At 65.0% G+C, this 16,783-nt stretch carries 15 protein-coding genes; 8 read left to right on the forward strand and 7 right to left on the reverse strand.

Annotated features, from left to right (window positions below):
• Nucleotides 1-3: 3 nt before the first annotated feature.
• The 5 genes from AC58NV_RS19325 to hpaR form a co-directional block, all read right to left on the reverse strand.
• Nucleotides 4-585, reverse strand: coding sequence for a sarcosine oxidase subunit gamma (locus AC58NV_RS19325; protein ID WP_497228584.1), 582 nt, complete (start codon nucleotides 583-585; stop codon nucleotides 4-6).
• Nucleotides 578-3,589 carry a sarcosine oxidase subunit alpha family protein gene (locus tag AC58NV_RS19330; protein ID WP_497228720.1) on the reverse strand — a complete coding sequence of 1,004 codons (3,012 nt, stop codon included), beginning with the start codon at nucleotides 3,587-3,589 and terminating at the stop codon, nucleotides 578-580. The genes AC58NV_RS19325 and AC58NV_RS19330 overlap by 8 nt, the downstream gene beginning before the upstream one ends.
• A gap of 11 nt (nucleotides 3,590-3,600) precedes the next feature.
• On the reverse strand, nucleotides 3,601-3,888 hold the full coding sequence (locus AC58NV_RS19335) for a sarcosine oxidase subunit delta (RefSeq protein ID WP_174148762.1): 288 nt from the start codon (nucleotides 3,886-3,888) through the stop codon (nucleotides 3,601-3,603).
• 16 nt (nucleotides 3,889-3,904) lie between these two features.
• Entirely contained in the window at nucleotides 3,905-5,155 is a 1,251-nt protein-coding gene (locus AC58NV_RS19340) for a sarcosine oxidase subunit beta family protein (RefSeq protein WP_497228585.1), read from the reverse strand.
• 282 nt (nucleotides 5,156-5,437) lie between these two features.
• Complete coding sequence (gene hpaR / locus AC58NV_RS19345) at nucleotides 5,438-5,878, reverse strand: homoprotocatechuate degradation operon regulator HpaR (protein WP_497228586.1); 441 nt, start codon at nucleotides 5,876-5,878, stop codon at nucleotides 5,438-5,440.
• A gap of 114 nt (nucleotides 5,879-5,992) precedes the next feature.
• Between hpaR and AC58NV_RS19350 the strand changes: the two genes are divergently transcribed.
• The 8 genes from AC58NV_RS19350 (at nucleotide 5,993) to AC58NV_RS19385 (ending at nucleotide 13,765) form a co-directional block, all read left to right on the forward strand.
• The gene (locus AC58NV_RS19350; RefSeq protein ID WP_497228587.1) at nucleotides 5,993-6,385 is read left to right on the forward strand and encodes a 5-carboxymethyl-2-hydroxymuconate Delta-isomerase; all 393 of its coding nucleotides are present in this window, start codon (nucleotides 5,993-5,995) and stop codon (nucleotides 6,383-6,385) included.
• On the forward strand, nucleotides 6,385-7,896 hold the full coding sequence (hpaE, locus tag AC58NV_RS19355; protein WP_497228588.1) for a 5-carboxymethyl-2-hydroxymuconate semialdehyde dehydrogenase: 1,512 nt from the start codon (nucleotides 6,385-6,387) through the stop codon (nucleotides 7,894-7,896). Before AC58NV_RS19350 ends, hpaE begins: the two co-directional genes overlap by 1 nt.
• A 39-nt stretch (nucleotides 7,897-7,935) precedes the next feature.
• Nucleotides 7,936-8,790, forward strand: a complete 855-nt coding sequence (hpaD, locus tag AC58NV_RS19360; protein ID WP_497228589.1) for a 3,4-dihydroxyphenylacetate 2,3-dioxygenase — start codon at nucleotides 7,936-7,938, stop codon at nucleotides 8,788-8,790.
• Between the two features lie 13 nt (nucleotides 8,791-8,803).
• Nucleotides 8,804-9,784, forward strand: coding sequence for a 3,4-dihydroxyphenylacetate 2,3-dioxygenase (gene hpaD, locus AC58NV_RS19365; RefSeq protein WP_497228590.1), 981 nt, complete (start codon nucleotides 8,804-8,806; stop codon nucleotides 9,782-9,784).
• A 135-nt stretch (nucleotides 9,785-9,919) separates the two neighbouring features.
• Nucleotides 9,920-11,329: a pyridoxal phosphate-dependent decarboxylase family protein gene (locus tag AC58NV_RS19370; RefSeq protein WP_497228591.1), complete on the forward strand. Its 1,410-nt coding sequence runs from the start codon at nucleotides 9,920-9,922 to the stop codon at nucleotides 11,327-11,329.
• Entirely contained in the window at nucleotides 11,329-12,183 is an 855-nt protein-coding gene (locus AC58NV_RS19375; RefSeq protein WP_497228592.1) for a fumarylacetoacetate hydrolase family protein, read from the forward strand. Before AC58NV_RS19370 ends, AC58NV_RS19375 begins: the two co-directional genes overlap by 1 nt.
• The gene (gene hpaH / locus AC58NV_RS19380) at nucleotides 12,180-12,980 is read left to right on the forward strand and encodes a 2-oxo-hept-4-ene-1,7-dioate hydratase (protein WP_497228593.1); all 801 of its coding nucleotides are present in this window, start codon (nucleotides 12,180-12,182) and stop codon (nucleotides 12,978-12,980) included. The genes AC58NV_RS19375 and hpaH overlap by 4 nt, the downstream gene beginning before the upstream one ends.
• A gap of 14 nt (nucleotides 12,981-12,994) precedes the next feature.
• Complete coding sequence (locus tag AC58NV_RS19385; RefSeq protein ID WP_497228594.1) at nucleotides 12,995-13,765, forward strand: aldolase/citrate lyase family protein; 771 nt, start codon at nucleotides 12,995-12,997, stop codon at nucleotides 13,763-13,765.
• Nucleotides 13,766-13,955: 190 nt separating this feature from the next.
• Here AC58NV_RS19385 and AC58NV_RS19390 read toward each other — a convergent pair whose 3' ends face one another.
• Both AC58NV_RS19390 and AC58NV_RS19395 read right to left on the reverse strand, forming a co-directional pair.
• Entirely contained in the window at nucleotides 13,956-15,608 is a 1,653-nt protein-coding gene (locus tag AC58NV_RS19390) for a DUF4139 domain-containing protein (RefSeq protein ID WP_497228595.1), read from the reverse strand.
• A gap of 138 nt (nucleotides 15,609-15,746) precedes the next feature.
• A complete protein-coding gene (locus tag AC58NV_RS19395) occupies nucleotides 15,747-16,769 on the reverse strand; it encodes an aspartate-semialdehyde dehydrogenase (protein ID WP_497228596.1) in 1,023 nt (340 codons plus the stop codon).
• Nucleotides 16,770-16,783 lie beyond the last annotated feature (14 nt).

Consider the following 16,783-nt stretch of genomic DNA (forward strand, 5'->3'; position numbering starts at 1 on the left):
GCGTCAGATCACCGACTTCGCCGCCGCCACCAGCGCATGATGCAGCGATGCCGCCGACGACCGCGGGCCGATAATCGAATAGCCCTGCCCGGGGGTCTGGCACAGCAGGAACACGCCCAGATGCTCCATCGAGGTGCGGGTGGCATCGCCCGCTTTGCCCGCGCGGACATTGGCGTTGCACAGCCGCTCAAGCACGTCAAAGCAGCGCGGCCCTTCCATGTCGAAACGGCACCAGCCGTCGGTCTGCTCCACCACGGAACCGGTATCGCCGACCGCCTGTTTCAGCTCGCCCGCCATCAGCTCGTGGCTGTCATGCGGGGCAGAGACCATCCACAGGTCCGGCCCCATCCACCAGGCGGCAAACACACCGTGCTCAGTCCAGCTTGCAGCCTCCGGCAACGCCCCGCCCAGATAAGGCGCAGCCGCGGATTTCACCGCATCTTCCTGCCCCTGGCGCGCCGCCAAGGAGGCCAGCGCCCGGTCGGTGGCTTCCCGGATCTGGAGACCAGTGAAGACGTCCACCCGCGGTTCATGCCCGCCCAGCGGAGAGATGGCTTTCAGCCCATGATTATCAAACTTACCCACGGAGACGCTCCCCTTCCGGATCCACAAAATGCGCGCTGACAACTTCGACCTGGATTTCCTTGCCTTCCAGCGGGTTGACCGCGCGGATCACCTCGCCCTTGCGCGCGTCGCCGCGCTTCAGGAAGCCGATCCCGATCGAGCAGCCCAACACCGGCGAATAGGCGGCCGAGGTGATATAGCCCTGATCGGTGGCGGCGCTGACTTCACCCGAAGCATTCATCAGATGCGCCCCGGCCTGCACCGGATCGGCGGCATTCACCGGCTTGAAGCCCACCAGCTTCAGTGCATCCTCCTGGTTCATGCCCTCGCGCTCGCTCAGAACGTTGCCGATGCAGTCCTTCTTCTTGCTGACCATCTTGCCCATGCCGAGGTTCAGCGCCGAGGTGGTGCCGTTCAGCTCATTGCCCGCGGCATGGCCCTTCTCGATCCGCATGACGCCCAGCGCCTCGGTGCCGTAAGGCACCGCGCCGAACTCCTCGCCCGCCTCCATCAGCTTGCGGATCATCGCATCGCCGTACCGGGTCGGCACCGCGATCTCATAGGCCAGCTCGCCCGAGAAGGAGATCCGGAACAGCCGCGCCCGGCAGCCGCCCGCGACGGTCACTTCACCGCAGGCCATGAAGGGGAACGCCTCGTTCGAGATGTCGAACTCGGGGTCCACGACCTTCTGCAGCAGCTTGCGGGCATTCGGACCCGCCACCGCGAACTGTGCCCAGGCCTCGGTGGTCGAGATCAGCTGCACATCCATGTCAGGAAACAGGCACTGGCGCGCAAATTCCATGTTGCGGTAAACCAGAACTGCGTTGGCGGTGGTGGTGGTCACCACGAAATGATCCTCGGCAAAACGCGCCGCGGTGCCGTCGTCATAGGCAATGCCATCCTCGCGCAGCATCAGCCCGTAGCGGACCTTGCCCACCGGCAGCTTGGCAAAGGCATTGGCATACATCTTGTTCAGGAACTCGGCGGCATCCTTGCCCTGCACGTCGATCTTGCCCAGCGTGGTCACGTCGCAGACGCCGACAGAGTTACGGGTCTGCAGCACCTCGCGGTCCACCGACTGGCGCCAATGGGTTTCGCCCGCCTTGGGGAACCACTGGGCCCGCAGCCACTGGCCGACCTCGACAAACACCGCACCCTGCTCCTCAGCCCATTTGTGGCTGGGGGTCTTGCGGGTGGGGCGGAACTCCTCGCCCACCGACCGGCCCGCCATCACCCCGAAGGACACCGGCGTGTAGGGCGGGCGGAACATCGTGGTGCCGACCTCGGGGATCTGCTTGCCCGCCAGTTCGGCCATGATCGCCAGACCGCCCATGTTAGAGGTCTTGCCCTGATCGGTCGCCATGCCCAACGTGGTGTAGCGCTTCAGGTGCTCGACCGAGCGGAAGTTCTCCTGATGCGCCAGCTTCACGTCCTTGACGGTGACGTCGTTCTGCTGGTCCAGCCAGGCGCGGCCCTTGCCTTCCTTCACGTACCAGAAGGGGGTCACGTTGACAGGCGCATCCTCGGCCTCGGGCAGATCACCCGCCTTGGCCTCGATCCCCAGCTCCAACAGCGCGGCCACCGCGCCCTCGGCACCGGCCCGCAATGCAGCGGCGGTGGAGAAATCGCCATTGGCGGCACCAGCCACAGACATGTTCTGCGGCAGCTCGCCTGCAGGGACAAAGGCGGCAATGTCCTCACGCCAGGCCGGACGGCCGCGCTGGTGGCAGGTCAGATGCACATTCGGGTTCCAGCCGCCGGACACCGCCAGCGCGCCGCAGGGCACGTCGCGGGTGGTGCCGTTGGCCAGGCGCACGCGCGCCCACTCCAGACCCAGCCGCCCCTTGGTGTCGATCACCTGGGCACCGGCAAACAGCTCGGCGCCTTCGACCTTGGGCGCATCCGGGCGGGTGTCGATCACCGCGGTGACTTTCACCCCCTTGGCGATCAGGTCCGCCGCAGTGCGGTGGCCGTCGTCGTTGTTGGTGAACACCGCAACTGTCTGATCCGGCGTCACCGCCCAGCGGTTGGCATAGGCGCGCACCGCACCCGCCAGCATCACGCCGGGACGGTCGTTGTTCTCAAACGCGATGGGCCGCTCGGTGGCACCCGCCGCCAGCATCGCCCGCTTGGAATAGATCCGCCACAGGATCTGCCGCGGCTTGCCCGCTTCCGGCGCCAGCACGTGGTCCGAAACCCGCTCCACCGCGCCATAAATCCCGTGGTCAAAGGCGCCGATGATGGTGGTGCGCGGCATCACCCGCACGTTCGGCATCGCCGCCAGTTCCGCCTGCGTCTGCTCAACCCAGGCTGCCCCGGTTAGATCACCGATGCCGAAGGTTTCCGCATTCAGACGCCCGCCCAGCAAAAAATCCTCATCGGCAATGATCACCTGCGCCCCGGCCCGGCCAGCCGTCAGCGCCGCCATCAGGCCGGTGGGACCGGCCCCGATCACCAAGAGATCGCAATGCAGGAACCCCTTGTCATAGGCATCCGGATCGGCCTCAAAGCTGATGCTGCCCAGACCCGCCGCCTTGCGGATGATCGGCTCGTACAGTTTCTCCCAGAACGCGGCAGGCCACATGAAGGTCTTGTAGTAGAACCCGGCGGTCAGAAAGTTCGAGAACCGGTCGTTGATCGCCATGAAGTCATGCTGCAGCGACGGCCAGCGGTTCTGCGAATTCGCTTCCAGCCCGTCATAGAGCTCTGCCACGGTGGCGCGGGTGTTCGGCTCCTGCCGCCCGCCGCTGCGCAGCTCAACCAGCGCGTTGGGCTCTTCCGAGCCGGAGGTCAGCACGCCCCGCGGGCGGTGGTATTTGAACGAACGGCCCATCAGCCGCACGCCGTTTGCCAGCAGGGCCGAGGCCAGCGTGTCGCCCTCGAACCCCTTGTAGCGCTTGCCGTCAAAGGAGAAGGTCAGCGCCTTGCTGCCCTTGATCAGCCCGCCGTCCAGGCGGTTCACCTGCACCCCTTTGCGGGCACCGGTGCTGCCGTCGGCCTGAAAGGCCACGCGGCCGGCATTCATCACTGCATCAGTCATTTGCTGCGCCCCCTTGCCCGGGCCACATCACGGGCCAGTTCGACATTCAGGATTTCATGGGTCACGGTGTTGCGGGTCACCACTAGCCAGGACCGGTCGCCCTGCTCGTGGAACCACAGCTCGCGGTGCTCGCCCGCCGGGTTGTCGCGCAGGTACAGGTAGTCGTGAAACTGATCCGCCGCGCCTTCGGCCTGCCAGTCCGGCCGGTCGATCAGCGCCGCATCCCCCAGGTAGGTGAACTCCTGGCTGTCCCGCGGCCCGAGGATCGGATGGTTGATAATCATCGCTGCTGTCCTTTCCTCAGTGCAGGTTCGGCTGGGCGCCCTGGCCCTTTTCGTCGATCATGCAGCCGCGGCGGAACCGGTCGAGCCGGTAGGCCGTGGCCACCTTGTGCGGCGTGTCCGTCGCCAGCAGATGCGCATAGCACCACCCCGAGGCCGGGGTTGCCTTGAACCCGCCGTAGCACCAGCCGCCGTTGAAATAGAGGCCGTCGATATGGGTCTTGTCGATGAAGGGGGAGCCGTCCATCGACATATCCATGATGCCGCCCCAGCTGCGCAGCATCCGCACCCGGCCCAGCGCCGGGATCAGCGCCATACCGCCTTCCATCACATCCTCGACAACCGGCAGGTTGCCGCGCTGCGCATAGGAGTTGTACATGTCCAGGTCGCCGCCAAAGACCAGCCCGCCCTTGTCCGACTGGCTGCAGTAGAAGTGGCCCGCGCCAAAGGTGATGACCCCGTCCAGCACTGGCTTCAGCCCTTCGGACACAAACGCCTGCAGCACGTGGCTTTCGATCGGCAGGCGCATCCCCGCCTTCTCCATCACCCGGCTCGACGAACCGGCGACGCAGCTCGCCACCTTATTGGCCCCGATAAAGCCCTTGGTGGTCTCCACGCCCAGGCATTTGCCGTTCTCGATCCTGAAGCCGGTGACTTCGCAGTTCTGGATGATGTCCACACCGCGCAGGTCGGCGCCGCGGGCATACCCCCAGGCCACCGCGTCATGGCGCACGGTGCCGCCGCGGCGGTGCAGGAGGCCGCCCTTGATCGGGAAACGCGCGTCATTGAAATTCAGGAACGGGTACATCGCGCGGACGCCATCGGTGTCCAGCAGCTCCGCGTCCGACCCGTTCAGGATCATCGCATTGCCCCGGCGCCGCGCCGCATCGCGCTGCGCATCGGTGTGCACCAGGTTCAGAATGCCGCGCTGGCTGACCATGGCGTTGTAGTTGAAGTCCTGCTCCAGTCCTTCCCACAGCTTCAGCGACAGCTCGTAAAACGGCTCGTTGCCGTCCAGCAGGTAGTTGGAGCGGATGATGGTGGTGTTGCGGCCCACGTTGCCGCCGCCGATCCAGCCCTTCTCGATCACCGCGACATTGGTGATGCCATGGTTCTTGGCCAGGTAATAGGCCGTCGCCAGCCCGTGCCCGCCGCCGCCGATGATCACCACATCGTAGCTTTTCTTGGGTTCCGGATCGCGCCAGGTCGGGCGCCATCCCTTGTGGCCCGTCAGGGCCTCCTTGATCACTTTCAGGCCGGAGTACCGCATGATGTCCTCATCAACTGTCCCCGACAGGTTTGTTGAGAAATGCGGCAATTCACAGTGTGATTTCGGACATAGACCGCGCCATATGCGTCACAGGCAGGAATTCACCGATGCAGGCACGGCAAGGAGCATTGCAGCCCTTCGGTCGCAACATCAGATTAAGAAATTGTTTTTAAATCATAAAATCAGGAAATTCGGACAAAATGGTCAAAATCGGCAAACAGGGCCGTTTGCGTCACGCACCCCGCCATCCGCGCCAAATGCGGCATATCCGGCAGCCCCGACTCAGTCGGACAGCTCGATCTGGTCCAGCTCGTTCAGCAGATCCAACAGCGCCTCATAGCGCTCCGCGCCCATCTTCCGGCGGGTCCGCTCCATCAGCTCCAGGCTGGCCTCCAGGTTGTCGGTGATGACCTTCTCCCCCGCCGCAGAGATCTGCACCACCTGGCGGCGGCGGTCCTCCTGGTCGCGCTCCCGGCTGATCAGCTGCTTTTCCTCCAGCTTCTGCAGGATCCGCGTCAGGCTGGGCAGCAGCAGGCAGGCCTTTTCGGCGATCTGGGTCGGGTCAATCGGCCCGCTCTCCTGCACCACCCGCAGCACGCGCCATTGCTGCTCTGTCAGGCCGGCGCCGCTCAGCAGCGAACGGATCGGACCCATCACACGCTCCCGCGCCCTCAGCAGGGCAATCGGCAGCGAACGGTCGGTGGAGGGCATCATCCTAGTCATGCCCGATTATCACCCCGCTTCCGGCTAAACGCAATTGCCGCTTGGGTTTCTTCTGCTTGACTCGAGGGCCCTCAATTGCTAAACATGTTAAGTAATTCAGGAGAGGTACCGCACATGCCGCACATCACGCTGGACTACTCGGCCAATATGGAGGCGCGCACTGACATCGCCGCCCTATGCCGCCATCTGCGGCAGGCGGCAGCAGCCACAGGCGTGTTTCCCCTGGCGGGCATCCGGGTGCGCGCCTTTGCCGCCAATCACGTCTCGATTGCCGATGGCGATCCGCAGCACGGCTATATCGACATCTCCATCCGGCTGCGCGCGGGCCGCGATCTGGACACCCGCAAACGCGCCGCGCAGGCGGTGTTCAAGGTAGCGCAATCCTTCCTTGAGCCGGCCATGCAGCAGCACTCCATCGCCCTGTCGCTGGAGATGCGCGACATCGACCCGGAGCTTTCCCCGAAATGCGGCACCATCCGCGACCACATGCAAAAGGCGGACCAGTGATGAGCGATCTGACCACCAACATCGAAACGCTGAACAGCCACCTGACCCGTTTCCGCGAGGGTGGCATTTTGAACCTGATCGGCGGCGAAAGCCGTCCCGCCGCCTCCGGCAACACCTTCGAAACATCCTCGCCCGTCGATGAAAGCGTGATCTGCTCCGTCGCCAAGGGCGGCAGCGAAGATATCGATGCTGCTGCCCAAGCGGCCAAGGCCGCCTTCCCCGCCTGGCGCGACATGCCGGCGCTGGAGCGCAAGAAGATTCTGCACCGCATTGCCGACCTGATCGTCGAACGCGCCGAGGAAATCGCGCTCTGCGAATGCTGGGACACCGGCCAGGCCCTGCGCTTCATGTCCAAGGCGGCCCTGCGCGGTGCTGAGAACTTCCGCTTCTTTGCCGACAAGGCCACCTCCGCCCGCGACGGCCAGCAGCTGCAATCCCCGACGCTGATGAACGTGACCACCCGGGTGCCGATAGGCCCGGTCGGCGTGATCACCCCGTGGAACACCCCCTTCATGCTGTCCACCTGGAAGATCGCACCCGCGCTCGCGGCCGGCTGCACCGTGGTTCACAAGCCGGCCGAGTTCTCTCCGCTCACCGCCCGCATCCTGGCCGAGATCGCCCATGAGGCCGGCCTGCCGCCGGGCGTCTGGAACCTGGTCAATGGCTTTGGCGAGGATGCGGGCAAGGCGCTCACCGAACATCCCGACATCAAGGCCATCGCCTTTGTCGGCGAAAGCAAGACCGGCTCGATGATCATGAAACAGGGCGCCGACACCCTGAAGCGCGTGCATTTCGAGCTGGGCGGCAAGAACCCGGTGGTGGTCTTCGACGACGCCAACCTCGACCGCGCGCTCGATGCCGCGATCTTCATGATCTACTCGCTGAACGGCGAACGCTGCACCTCCTCCTCGCGCCTGCTGGTGCAGGAGAGCATTGCCGACGGCTTCGAGGCCAAGCTGATCGAGCGCGTGAACAACATCAAGGTCGGCCACCCGCTGGACCCGGCCACCGAAGTCGGCCCGCTGATCCACAAGGTGCATTTCGACAAGGTGACCTCCTACTTCGAGACTGCCAAACAGGACGGCGCCACCATCGCCGCCGGCGGCACCCGCGCAGGCGATCAGGGCTGGTTCGTCCGCCCGACGCTGTTCACCAATGCCACCAACGGCATGACCATCGCGCAGGAGGAAATCTTCGGCCCGGTCCTTACCGCGATCCGTTTCAAGGACGAGGATGAGGCCCTGACACTGGCCAATGACACGCAATACGGCCTCACCGGCTATGTCTGGACCAACGACCTCACCCGCGCCCTGCGCTTCACAAACGCGCTGGAGGCCGGGATGATCTGGGTGAACTCGGAAAACGTCCGCCACCTGCCCACCCCCTTTGGCGGGGTCAAGGCCAGCGGCATCGGCCGCGACGGCGGCGACTGGTCGTTCGAGTTCTACATGGAACAGAAACACGTCGGCTTTGCCCTGGGCCAGCACAAGATCCCGCGCCTCGGCGCCTGACCTCAAGGAAACGCGCAACCAGTCTTTGAGGAGAAGACCATGGGAGAAATCGTTCTCGCTGCCAAATGCACCCATGTGCCCACCATGCTGATGTCGGAACAGCCCGGCCGGCTGGAGGGCGCCCGCAAGCCCGCCATCGACGGCCACCGGGAAATCGCCCGCCGTGCCAAGGCGCTCGGTGCCGATACCATCGTGATCTGCGACACCCACTGGGTGATCAACGCGGGCTACCATATCAACGCCAACAGCCGGTTCAAGGGGCTGTTCACCTCCAACGAATTCCCGCAGTTCATCCAGAACCTGCCCTATGAGTATGAGGGCAACCCGGACCTGGGCGATGCCATCGCGGCGGCAGCCTCGGACAAGGGTGTCTACACCCTGTCGCACCAGCTCGACTCGCTGGAACTGGAATACGGCACCCTGGTGCCGATGCGGTTCATGAGCCGCGAGGGCGATTTCAAAGTGGTCTCCATCGCCGCCTGGTGCACCGTCCACGATCACGAAGAAAGCCGGGTGATCGGCGAGGCCATCCGCGCGGCGGTCGAGGCCTCGGACAGCAAGGTTCTGCTGGTCGCCTCCGGCTCGCTCAGCCACAGGATCTGGGCAAACAAGGACTATGCCGCCAACAACGGCACTTTCACCATCAGTTCCGAGTTCAACCACCAGATGGACCTGCGGGTGCTGGAGCTGTGGCAAAAGGGCGACCATGCCACCTTCCTCAAAATGCTGGGCGAATACGCTGAGTTCTGCTGCGGCGAAGGCTCCATGCACGACACCGCCATGCTCTACGGCGCGCTTGGCTGGGACAGCTACACCGCCCCTTGCGAAGTGATCACCGAGTATTTTCCCAGTTCCGGCACCGGCCAGACCAACGTGATTTTCCCGGTTCAGTAAAAGGAGACCCCCAATGCCCGTCCCCGCCCCGAACCTTTATCCGCCCTTCAACATCGTGCGGCTCAGCCACGTCGAATACGCCGTCACCGATCTCGCCGCCTCCCGCGCCTTCTACGTGGACACCCTCGGCCTGCAGGTGACGCATGAGGACTCCGAACACATATATCTCCGCGCGATGGAGGAACGCGGCCACCACTGCATCGTGCTGGTACAAGCGGATGAGGCCTCGGTCGGCGTTCTGGGCTTCAAGCTTTATGACGCGCCTGACCTGGACAAGGCGGCGGAGTTCTTCGCCTCCAAGGACCTGCCCGTCGAGTGGGTCGAGCGCCCGCACATGGGTAAAACCTTGCGCACCCGCGACCCCTGGGGCATCCCGCTGGAGTTCTATGTGAAAATGGACCGGCTGGAGCCGATCCACCAGAAATACAGGCTCTATAACGGGGTTAAACCGCTTCGCATCGACCATTTCAACATGTTCAGCGCGGATGTGGACGGCGCAGTTGCCTTCTACAACGAGATGGGTTTCCGGACCACCGAGTTCACCGAGGATGACGAGAGCGGCAAGGTCTGGGCCGCCTGGATGCACCGCAAGGGCGGCGTGCATGACGTGGCCTTCACCAACGGGCTCGGCCCGCGCCTGCACCACACTGCCTTCTGGGTGCCGAACCCGATGAACATCATCGACCTGCTCGATCTGATGTCGACCACCGGCTACGTCAGCAACATCGAACGCGGCCCCGGCCGCCACGGCATCTCCAACGCCTTCTTCCTCTATGTGCGCGACCCGGACGGCCACCGGATCGAGATCTACTGTTCCGATTACCAGACCGTCGACCCGGATCTGGAGCCGATCAAGTGGTCGCTCACCGATCCCCAGCGCCAGACCCTTTGGGGCGCCCCGGCGCCGCGCAGCTGGTTCGAGGAAGGCTCCGTCTTCGAAGGCACCACTCCGAAACCCAGCGCCTTGAACGCGCAGCCGATTATTGCACCCTAGCGAAACACAAGGACGGCGCCCGGACCGAGGGGTGGGCGTGAAGCGCCCTCCCCGTTTTGCCGAAGGCAAACTTTCAGTTTGACGGGTCGGTCCGGGCGCTGTCCGTGCCTCTGGCACAGACTTAAGGAATACGAGATGAAATGGGATGATTTCTCCGAATGGGGCCGCAGGGTCGCGGATTGGACCCAGGACTACCACCTGACCGTCGGCGACCGCCCGGTGCGCGCCAGAACCGAACCCGGCGAGGTGCTGAACGCCCTGCCCCGAACCCCGCCTGAGGATGGCGAGGGAATGGAGGCCATCTTCCGCGATTTTGAGGACATCGTGATGCCCGGGATCACCCATTGGCAGCACCCGCGCTTCTTTGCCTATTTCACCTCCAACGCCGCCGCGCCTTCGGTGCTGGCAGAATTCCTGACCGCCGCCATCGCGCCGCAATGCATGCTGTGGCAGACCTCGCCGGCGGCGACCGAGATGGAAACCCGGATGATGGACTGGCTGCGCCAGGCGCTGGACCTGCCGGACCAGTTCCAGGGCGTCATTCAGGATAGCGCCTCTTCCGCCACCCTCGCTGCCGTCCTGACCATGCGGGAAAAGGCACTGAACTGGCAGGGCAATCAACAGGGCCTGTTCGGCCAAAAGGCCCTGCGGATCTACTGTTCGTCCGAGGTCCACACCTCCATTGACCGTGCCATCTGGGTTGCGGGCATCGGCCAGCAGAACCTGATCCGCATTCCAATCAAGGGCGACTGGCGCGGCATGGACCCCGACGCGCTGGAGGCCGCAATCCAGGCCGACCTCGCCGCAGGCCACCAGCCCGCGGGCGTCATCCTTTGCGTCGGCGGCACCGGCGTCGGCGCCACCGACCCGGTGGACCGGGTGCTGGACGTGGCAGAAAAATACGGCCTCTACACCCATGTGGACGCCGCCTGGGCCGGCTCCGCGATGATCTGCCCCGAGTACCGCCACTACTGGCCCGGCGTCGAACGCGCCGACAGCATCGTCTTCAACCCGCACAAATGGCTGGGCGTGCAGTTCGACTGCTCCGCCCATTTCCTGAAGAACCCGGACGATCTGGTGCAAACCCTGGCGATCAGCCCGGAATACCTCAAGACCCACGGCCATGACGGCATCATCAACTATTCCGAATGGTCGGTGCCGCTGGGCCGCCGCTTCCGCGCGCTCAAGATCTGGTTCCTGATCCGCACCTACGGCCTCGAAGGCCTGCGCCAGCGGCTGCGCAACCACATCAATTGGTCGAACCAGCTGCACGAAAAGCTCAAGTTAGAGCCAGATTTCCAGATCACCACCCCGCCAATGTGGTCGCTCTGGTCGTTCCGCTATGTGCCCGAGGGCGCGGCGGACCTCGACGATCTGAACTTAGCGTTGGTCAATGCGATCAACGGCGACGGCCGCATCTACCTGACCCAGACCCGCCTCGACGGCGACTTGGTGATCCGCTTCCAGGCGGGCCAGTTCGAGACCACGGAAGCAGACGTGATGATGGCCTTCGACGTCATCACCGAAATCGCAAGGAGCCTGTAATGACGCGCTTTGCCACCTACTCCGCCAACGGCGAAACCTTCTATGGCGCGGTGACCGATGCGGGCATGATCGCCCTGTCGCCGCAGTTCCCGGACTGGCCCACCCTGCGCGAGGTGATCGCGGCGGACGGCCTGGCCGCGCTGGCACAGGCCGCCGAAGGCAAACCCGTCACCCACGCGGATTTCACCTATGAGATCCCCATCCCCAACCCGGAAAAGATCCTCTGCGTCGGCGTCAACTTCCCGGACCGCAACGCGGAATACAAGGACGGCTCCACCCAGCCCAAGCACATGTCGCTGTTCCCCCGCTTCCCGCGCTCCTTCACCGGGGCCGAACGCCCTCTGATCCGCCCGCCGGAAAACCACACGCTGGATTACGAGGGCGAGGTCGCCGTGGTGATCGGCAAGGCAGGCCGCCGGATAAAACCGGAGGACGCCTACGGGCACATCGCGGCGCTGACTCTTTGTAACGAGGGTACCATCCGCGACTGGGTTCGCCACGCGAAGTTCAACGTCACGCAAGGCAAGAACTGGGACAACTCCGGCTCGATCGGCCCGTGGCTGGTGCCCTTCACCGACGCTGCCCAGCTGGATGACGCCCGCATCGTGACCCGCGTGAACGGAGAAATCCGCCAGGACGACACCCTGGCCCGCATGATGTTCCCGATCCGCGAGGAGATCGCCTATATCTCCACCTTCACCACCCTCCAGCCCGGCGACGTGATCATCACAGGCACGCCGACAGGCGCAGGCGCGCGGTTTGATCCGCCGAAATATTTGGTTCCCGGCGACGTGGTCGAGGTTGAGGTCGAGGGTATCGGCACCCTGCGCAATACTGTCGAGGACGAGGCATGAACCCGGAACAGCACCAGGAGGCCGCAGGCCGGCTGTTCAAGGCCGAACAAAGCGGCCAGCAATGCGGCCTGCTCTCCCTCGCCTATCCCGGCATGACGCTGGACGATGCCTATGCGGTGCAACAGGCTCTAATCAGGCAAAAACTGGCCACCGGGCGCAGGAAAATCGGCTGGAAAATCGGCCTCACCAGCCGCGCCATGCAGCAGGCGCTGAACATCACCACCCCCGACAGCGGCGTGCTTCTGGACGATATGGCGTTCGAAAACGGCAGCATCGTCCCCACAGGCCGCTTCATCCAGCCGCGGGTGGAGGCCGAAATCGCCTTCGTGATGAAATCCCCCCTCTCAGGCGCCGAGTGCACCCGCGCGGACGTGCTGGCCGCAACGGGTTCTGTGGCGCCGTCGCTGGAAATCCTCGACACCCGCATCCTGCGGGCCGACCCGGCAACCGGCCAGGCCCGCATCATCACCGACACCATCAGCGACAACGCCGCCAATGCCGGCGTGGTGCTGGGGGCGGAACGCCACGCGGTAGAGGCCCACGACCTGCGCTGGGTGGGCGCCATCGCCGCCCGCGACGGCACGGTGGAGGAAACCGGCCTCGGCGCGGGCGTGCTCAACGATCCCGTCACCTCGGTCCTGTGGCTGGCCCGGCGGATGGCGGAATATGGACAACAGATCGAGGCCGGGGATATCGTGCTCTCAGGCTCTTTCATCCGCCCCATCGAATGCCCGCCGGGCACGGAGATCGCCGCAGATTTCGGCCCCTTCGGTTCCGTATCCATCACCTTCGCCTGACAGGAGGCCCGCCAATGCCCGCACCCAGGAACACCTTCAAACAGGCTCTAACACAGGGCAAACGCCAGATCGGCTGCTGGATGAGCTTTGCCGACGGCCAGATTGCTGAGATCATGGGCACCTGCGGTTTCGACTGGCTGGTGATCGACGGCGAGCATGCGCCCAACGACATCCGCTCGATCCGCGACCAGCTGATCGCGCTGGCGGCGTCGCCCAGCCACCCGGTGGTGCGGGTGCCGGTGGGGGAAACCTGGATGATCAAGCAGGTGCTTGATGCCGGCGCCCAGACGGTGCTGGTGCCGATCGTGGAAAGCGCCGATCAAGCCCGTGAACTGGTCCGCGCCTGCCGCTACCCGCCCAAAGGCGTGCGGGGCGTCGGCGCCACGGCGGCACGTGCCACCATGTTCGGCACCGTCTCTGAGTATATCCAGACCGCCGATCAGGAGGTCTGCCTGCTGGTGCAGGTGGAAAACCGCGCCGGGATGGCGGCGCTCGATGAGATCCTGCAGGTCGAGGGCATCGACGGCGTCTTCATCGGCCCGGCGGACCTGTCCACCGACATGGGCCATCAGGGCAACTCCGCTCACCCGGAGGTGCGCGCGGCCATTGCCGATGCCATCACCCGCATCAAGGCCGCAGGTATCGCCCCCGGCATCCTCGGCACCACCGATGAGGCCACCCAGGCCTATGCCGACATGGGCGCGCAGTTCCTGGCGGTCGGCATCGACGTCATGGTGCTGGCCAAAAACGCCCGCGATCTCGCCGCCAAGTGGAAAGCTGACTAGGCGCCGCACCGCAATCCGGAAAGAAAACACTCCCGCACCCGCCCGGAGCCCTGGCTTTGCCGGAGCAACGGCAGCGGGCTTGGGGGGGGGGGGGGGCACCCCCCCCCCCCACGCCCAACGGGAGGAAGGTATTTTCAATACCTGACGACGGGCGGGAGAACTCCGTCCGCTATCAGACACCAAGCCGGCATCAGCGCAGCACCATGCCCTCGGGCCAGCTCAGCGTGGTGTCCAGCTGGATGGTCTCGCTCTCGCCCGCTGCCAGCTCCAGGTCCCAGGCCAGGATACCGCGCTGCTTCTCCACGTTCTCTTCCGCGGGCCGCGGGCTGGCGCTCCATTCGATCTCCAGGTCGTCCTGCTGCGAATAGGGCACCCGGTCCAGCACCCGCACCGCCCAGTCCTGCGCGCTCAGGTTCTCCACCGTGATCTCGACCTTCTGCACCTGCGCGTTGCTGCGCGAGATCAGCCCCTGCTCGCCCTCGCTCTGCCCCAGCACGTCGCGGCGCAGCTGCAAGCCTTCGATGGGGCCGAAACCGGCGTCCATTTCCGCCCCCGGCGCCAGCCCGGCGAAGTCCTCCACCGTGACCAGCTTGCCATCGACGAACCGCGGCACCTCGTCCGAGGCCAGCAGCTGCTCGCCGAAGCTGTTGGTGAAAGAGGCCACCCTATAGGCAGTCCCGTCCTGCAACGGCACCGCCACCGCGCGCACCTCTGCCTTGGCGGTAAGGCTGTCCATTTCCAGCCGCAGAAGATCAGCACCGGAGGCAATCGACACCGGCAGGCCGAACCGGTAAGTCGCCGCCGCACCGCCCAGATCCGCGCCCCAGCCGCTCCGGGCCTCCTCCGCAAAAACAGGCGCAGCGGCCGGTTCCGCCAGCGCAGACAGTTCCGCCAGGTCCTGCCCCATGGACTTCAGCGCCCGCGGCGGCTGCGGTTCTTCGATCCGCCTCAGCCACGGGCGCAGTACTGACGGGCTGCCCTGCTCACCGGGCACCGCCGTCGACAGCGTCAGCGCCACATCCTGCCAGTTCTCGCCGGTGTCCTGCACCAGCATCACCGCCCGCTTCAGGATCACCTGCTGCTCGGTCACGGTGCTAAGGTGCATCTCGTAGGACGGCTGCCAGCCGATATTGCCCTCACCCGCAGTGTAATAGCTCACCTTGACGGCACCCTCGCCCGCCTGCTCCGCGTCAATGTCCACCGCGATGTACAGCCGGTCCTCATCCTCCAGCGTGATTGCCGCCAGCGCCGCTTGCGCCGCTGCCAGCTCTTCCTCCAGGGCCTCCAGCTGCAGCTCGATCCGCCGCGCCTCAGCCTCTGCTGCCACCGCTGCCTGGCTGGCGCCCGCGGCCTCCTCGGAAATCATCCGGGCAATGGCGCTCAGTGCGGCGGCATCCGCCTCTGCCAGACCCTCGTTTGCACCCAGCTGCTGCAGGAAGGTGATCGAGGCCTCCGCCGCCCGCACCCCGGCCCGGGCGCGCGCAGCTTCATCGCGCACCGCGGCAATCCGTGTCTCCACCTCGCGCACCCGCGCCTCGGCGGCCTCCGCCTCGGGATCATCCGCATCGCGCGGCGGCACGTAGTCCTCGCGCAGCAGGGTGGCGACGCGGCGGGCGCCTGCGATCTCCACTTGAAGGGTCTCCAGCGCGGCGGTTCTGGGCACGTTCTGCAGGATCAGCCGGTGCCGCCCTTCCGGCAGCGCCAGCGCGGCGCTGCGGGTGACTTCCGCCAGCCCGGGATACAGCGTCACTTCCGACACCGTGCTGCTGACGGGGATCGTGTCTGCGCCTGCGGCTGCCGCGGCAAATGAGGATAAGGCAAAAGCCATCAAGGAAAATCGCATTGGCATCTCTCGAACAAATATCCGCGGGGCAAACCTGCCCGCCCGCTGCCAAGCCTAGCCGCCGCCCCGCCCCGAAGCCACGCAAAAGAAAAGGGCCGCTTCCTGCGAAGCGGCCCCCTGATCAGATGAGCGAAAGGCTCAGCCCTTCTTCAGGACTTCCCGGCCCAGCAGCTCGGCAATCTGCACCGCGTTCAGCGCCGCGCCCTTGCGCAGGTTGTCGCTGACGCACCACAGGTTCAGGCCGTTCTCGATGGTCGAATCCTGGCGGATGCGGCTGATGAAGGTGGCGAAATCGCCGACGCATTCCACCGGGGTCACGTAGCCGCCGGCCTCGCGCTTGTCGATCACCATGATGCCGGGCGCCTCGCGCAGGATGTCGCGGGCCTCGTCCTCGTCCAGGAAGTCCTCGAACTCGATGTTCACGGATTCGGAGTGGCCGACAAACACCGGCACCCGGACGCAGGTCGCGGTGACCTTGATCGACGGGTCGACGATCTTCTTGGTCTCGGCAACCATCTTCCACTCTTCCTTGGTCGAGCCGTCCTCCATGAAGACGTCGATGTGCGGAATGACGTTGAAGGCGATCTGCTTGGGGTACACCTTCGGCGGCACGTCTTGCGTGGGGTTGTAGACCGCCTTGGTCTGATCCCACAGCTCATCGATCGCGTCCTTGCCGGAGCCGGACACCGACTGGTAGGTCGAAACCACGACGCGCTTGATCTTGGCGCGGTCGTGCAGCGGTTTCAGCGCCACAACCATCTGCGCGGTGGAGCAGTTGGGGTTGGCGATGATGTTCTTGTTCTTGTAGCCGTGGACCGCCTGCGGGTTCACTTCCGGCACGATCAGCGGGATGTCCGGGTCGTAGCGGTAGAGCGACGAGTTGTCGATCACCACGCAGCCGGCCTCGGCCGCCTTGGGCGCGTATTTCTTGGTCGCGTCAGAGCCGATGGCAAACAGCGCCATGTCCCAGCCGGCAAAATCGAAGGTGTCCAGATCCTTGGTAGTGAGTGTCTTATCGCCAAAGCTGACTTCGGTGCCGAGAGATTTGCGGCTTGCCAGCGCAGCGATCTCCTCCACAGGAAACTGGCGCTCGGCCAGGATGTTCAGCATTTCGCGGCCCACGTTGCCAGTGGCGCCAACGACGACGATGCGGTAACCCATTTATCTGTTTCTCC

The sequence above is a fragment of the Leisingera sp. ANG49 genome (assembly GCF_059694505.1).